Raw genomic sequence first — 3,350 nt, 5'->3', positions numbered from 1 at the left:
CACCGCCGCCAATGAAGATCGCGTCAGGCGTGTCCAGCTTGGCCAGCCCCTTGGGGGCGCTGCCCTCCACCACGACAAGGCCGGGAACGCCGCAGGCGGCGGCGTTGCGGCCAATGCGGGCGGCGCGGATCGGATCGGCCTCGATGGCAATAGTGCGCATGGAAGGGTGGGCCAGCATCCATTCGATGCCGATGGAACCGGAGCCGGCGCCGATGTCCCACAGCAATTCGCCACGCCTCGGCGCCAGTGCCGACAGGGTGATCGCGCGGATTTCGCGCTTGGTGATCTGGCCGTCATGATCGAACAGATGATCGGCAAGGCCAACCGTGAGCGGCAGGACGCGCGCATCCGGGCCGGACTCAACTTCGACCGCCAACACGTTGAGTGGATTGATGTTTTCGAGATCGAAGGCGTCGGCGCGGGCCGTGCGCCGGCTCTCGTTTGACCCGCCCAGCGCCTCCAGGATCGTCAGCCGCGAGGCGCCGAAGTCGAGTTCGGTGAGCAGGCGGGCGATCGCCGCAGGGGCTTCGGCGTCAGACGTCAGCGCCAGGATACGGGCGTTTGGCTGCAGTAGCGGCCGGATCAGGTCGAGCGGCCGGCCATGCAGCGAAACGGTTTCGGTGTCCTGCAGTGCCCAGCCGAGCCGGGCGGCCGCCAGCGAAACGGCTGACGGCGCGGGGATGACATGCATCTCCTGTGGCTTGACCTTGCGGGCGAGGGTGGCGCCGACGCCGTGGAAGAACGGATCGCCGGAAGCGAGCACGCAGACGCGCCTGCCGGCAAGCGCCAGCACGTCGCGCATCTCGGCATCGAAAGGTATCGGCCATGGGCGCGGCTCGCCCTTGGCGAAGGAAGCGACAAGGGCGAGGTGCCGCTTGCCGCCGAAGATGACTTCCGCTTGGGCAATCAGCTGCTTGGCCTCGTCGCCGAGACCCGCTAAACCGTCCTCGCCGATGCCGACGACCGTAAGCCATTTTAGGTTGAGCTTGGCGCCGCGCGGATCCTTAGCAGGCATGATGACCCACCGTATTCTGATCCTCGGCGGCACCACCGAAGCGCGGCAACTGGCCGGAAAACTGGCGGCGCGTGCCGATTGCTCGGTCATGCTTTCGTTGGCTGGCCGCACCGAAAGTCCGGTCGCGCAAGGCGTGCCGGTGCGAACCGGAGGCTTTGGCGGTGCCGATGGGTTGGCCGTCTATCTCAGGGAGACGGGCACCGATCTGCTGATCGACGCCACGCATCCCTATGCGGCGCGAATCTCCGCCAATGCCGCGCAAGGCGCGCGCGTCGCCGGTGTACCGATCCTTGCCCTGCGACGCCCCGGCTGGGAGCCTGTCGAAGGCGACCGCTGGACGCAGGTCGATACGTTTGGCTATGCCGCGCAGGCGCTTGGACCGGCGCCGCGCCATGTCTTCCTGGCATTGGGCCGGCAAGAGGTCGCTGCCTTCGAGGCAGCACCGCAGCATCATTATCTCATCCGCAGCGTCGATCCCGTCGAGCCGAAGCTGGCCGTGCCCGATGCTGAATATCTGTTGGCCCGTGGCCCGTTTCGCGAGGCGGAGGAACGCGCGCTGCTCGAAAAGCATCGCATCGATGTCGTCGTATCCAAGAACAGCGGAGGCGAGGCAACCTACGGCAAGATTGCCGCGGCGCGGGCGCTTGGCATCGAGGTGGTGATGGTGCGCAGGCCGGCGCTGCCGGATGTTAACTCGGCTGAAACCGTCGAAGCGCTGGCCGCCATTGTTGATCAACTTGGGGTCGATCATTTTGTCCGCCCCGTCGACGAACGCGGCGTGTAGACCAGCGCCGGCTTTTTGCCGCGCTTGATTATGCGGGTCTCCGGCGAGCCGATGATGATGCAGGTCGCCATGTCGGCCTTTTCAGCCTCGACATCGGCCAGCAGATAGACCTCTATCCGCTCGTCGGGACGGCCGGCGGCGCGGCCGAAAATCACCGGCGTGGTGCCTGGCAGGATTGCGGCCAGGCACTCGAAGGCTCGGCCAAGCTGCCAGGGGCGCGCCTTGCTGATCGGATTGTAGAGCGCGATGACGAAGCCGGCGCCGGCCGCCGCCAGCAGGCGCAGCTCGATCAGTTCCCAAGGCTTCAGATTGTCGGACAGCGAGATGGCGCAGAAATCATGGCCGAGCGGCGCGCCGATGCGAGCGGCAACCGCAAGCATGGCGGTGATGCCGGGCACGACGGCGACATCGACGGCACGCCATTCGGCCGGGCCGGCTTCGATCGCCTCGCAGACGGCGGCCGCCATGGCGAAGACACCGGGATCGCCGCCGGAGACGACAGCGACGTCATGGCCCTCGGCAGCCTTGGTCAAGGCGTCCTTGGAGCGGGCGAGTTCCTCGCGGTTGTCGGAAGCGACGCGGGTCTGGTCCGGGCGCAGCTCCAGCCGGTCGAGATACGGTTTGTAGCCGTAAAAGAATTTGGCTTCGGTGACGGCGCGGCTGGCTTCCGGGGTGACCTGATCGGCGTTGCCGGGGCCGAGGCCGATCACAGTGAGACGGCCGCTCATGCTTGCGCTCCCAAAGCCCCGGGGCGGCCGGACCAGCCGGCGACCAGCACGATGGCGAAATAGGGCGCCTTGTCGTCCTTTTTGTCGGCAAGCTTCATCGAGACGCTGCCGGCCATGGTGCCGCGTTCAACATACACGGCGCGTGTCAGCTTGCCGGTGGCTTCCAGCGCCCGCCGGATCTTGGGTAGGTTGCGGCCGACCTTCATGATGACGGCGGCATCGGTATCCGCCAACCGGCGCATCAGCTCGAACTCGCTCATCGTGCCGGGCAGCACGGTCAACACGTCGTCGCCCTGGACGATAGGGACACCAGTCTGCGACCAGCAGCCGGACATGGCAGTTACGCCGGGAATGACCTCTGTCGGGAAGCGATGGGCGAGCCGCACATGCAGATGCATGTAAGATCCGTAGAAAAGCGGGTCGCCCTCGGAGAGTACGGCAACCATTTTGCCAGCCTGGAGATGTTCGGCGACCTTTTCGGTCGACTCCTCATAGAAAGCCGTGATCTGCGAGCGGTAGTCGTCGTGATCCTTGTCGATTTCGGTGGTGACGGGATAGAGCAGCGGCAGCTCCAGCATATCCGGCCGGAAGCGTGTTTCGACGATGGCGCGCGCGTTGCTGTTGTTGCCGCGCTTGGCGAAATAGGCCACGACATCGGCTTCCGACAAGGCTCGCGCGGCCTTCAGCGTCAGCAGTTCGGGGTCGCCGGGACCGGTGCCGACGCCAACGAGACGACCTTTGAGAAGGGCATTCACAGGCCCGGCCTCGCCAATGAATTGAGCGCGGCGGCGGTCACGGCGACCCCGAACTGCTGACGCTGAAG

At 66.1% G+C, this 3,350-nt stretch carries 4 protein-coding genes; 1 reads left to right on the top strand and 3 read right to left on the bottom strand.

What is annotated here, in order from left to right; all coding sequences use genetic code 11:
- On the bottom strand, positions 1–1,015 hold a 1,015-nt coding region (cbiE, locus tag EN935_RS27720), incomplete at its 3' end, for a precorrin-6y C5,15-methyltransferase (decarboxylating) subunit CbiE (RefSeq protein WP_127373825.1).
- A gap of 1 nt (position 1,016) precedes the next feature.
- On the opposite strand from cbiE, the gene EN935_RS27715 reads away from it, so the two are divergent.
- Positions 1,017–1,799 carry a cobalt-precorrin-6A reductase gene (locus tag EN935_RS27715; protein ID WP_126069468.1) on the top strand — a complete coding sequence of 261 codons (783 nt, stop codon included), beginning with the start codon at positions 1,017–1,019 and terminating at the stop codon, positions 1,797–1,799.
- Here EN935_RS27715 and EN935_RS27710 read toward each other — a convergent pair.
- Positions 1,763–2,527 carry a precorrin-3B C(17)-methyltransferase gene (locus tag EN935_RS27710; RefSeq protein WP_127265092.1) on the bottom strand — a complete coding sequence of 255 codons (765 nt, stop codon included), beginning with the start codon at positions 2,525–2,527 and terminating at the stop codon, positions 1,763–1,765. The two genes, EN935_RS27715 and EN935_RS27710, sit on opposite strands and share 37 nt — an antisense overlap.
- Positions 2,524–3,282 (bottom strand): precorrin-2 C(20)-methyltransferase, encoded by a 759-nt coding sequence (locus EN935_RS27705; RefSeq protein ID WP_127265093.1) that lies wholly within the window; start codon positions 3,280–3,282, stop codon positions 2,524–2,526. Before EN935_RS27705 ends, EN935_RS27710 begins: the two co-directional genes overlap by 4 nt.
- Positions 3,283–3,350: the final 68 nt, after the last annotated feature.

Origin of the sequence: Mesorhizobium sp. M7D.F.Ca.US.004.03.1.1 (assembly GCF_003998635.1) — a bacterium.
GTDB classification, from domain to species: domain Bacteria; phylum Pseudomonadota; class Alphaproteobacteria; order Rhizobiales; family Rhizobiaceae; genus Mesorhizobium; species Mesorhizobium loti.
This window is presented reverse-complemented; position numbering and strand designations above follow the sequence as displayed.

Excerpts from the sequence above, each read along its gene's own strand:
- EN935_RS27710 (WP_127265092.1), bottom strand. The coding sequence starts at position 2,527 with ATGAGCGGCCGTCTCACTGTGATCGGCCTCGGCCCCGGCAACGCCGAT.
- EN935_RS27715 (WP_126069468.1), top strand. The coding sequence starts at position 1,017 with ATGACCCACCGTATTCTGATCCTCGGCGGCACCACCGAAGCGCGGCAA.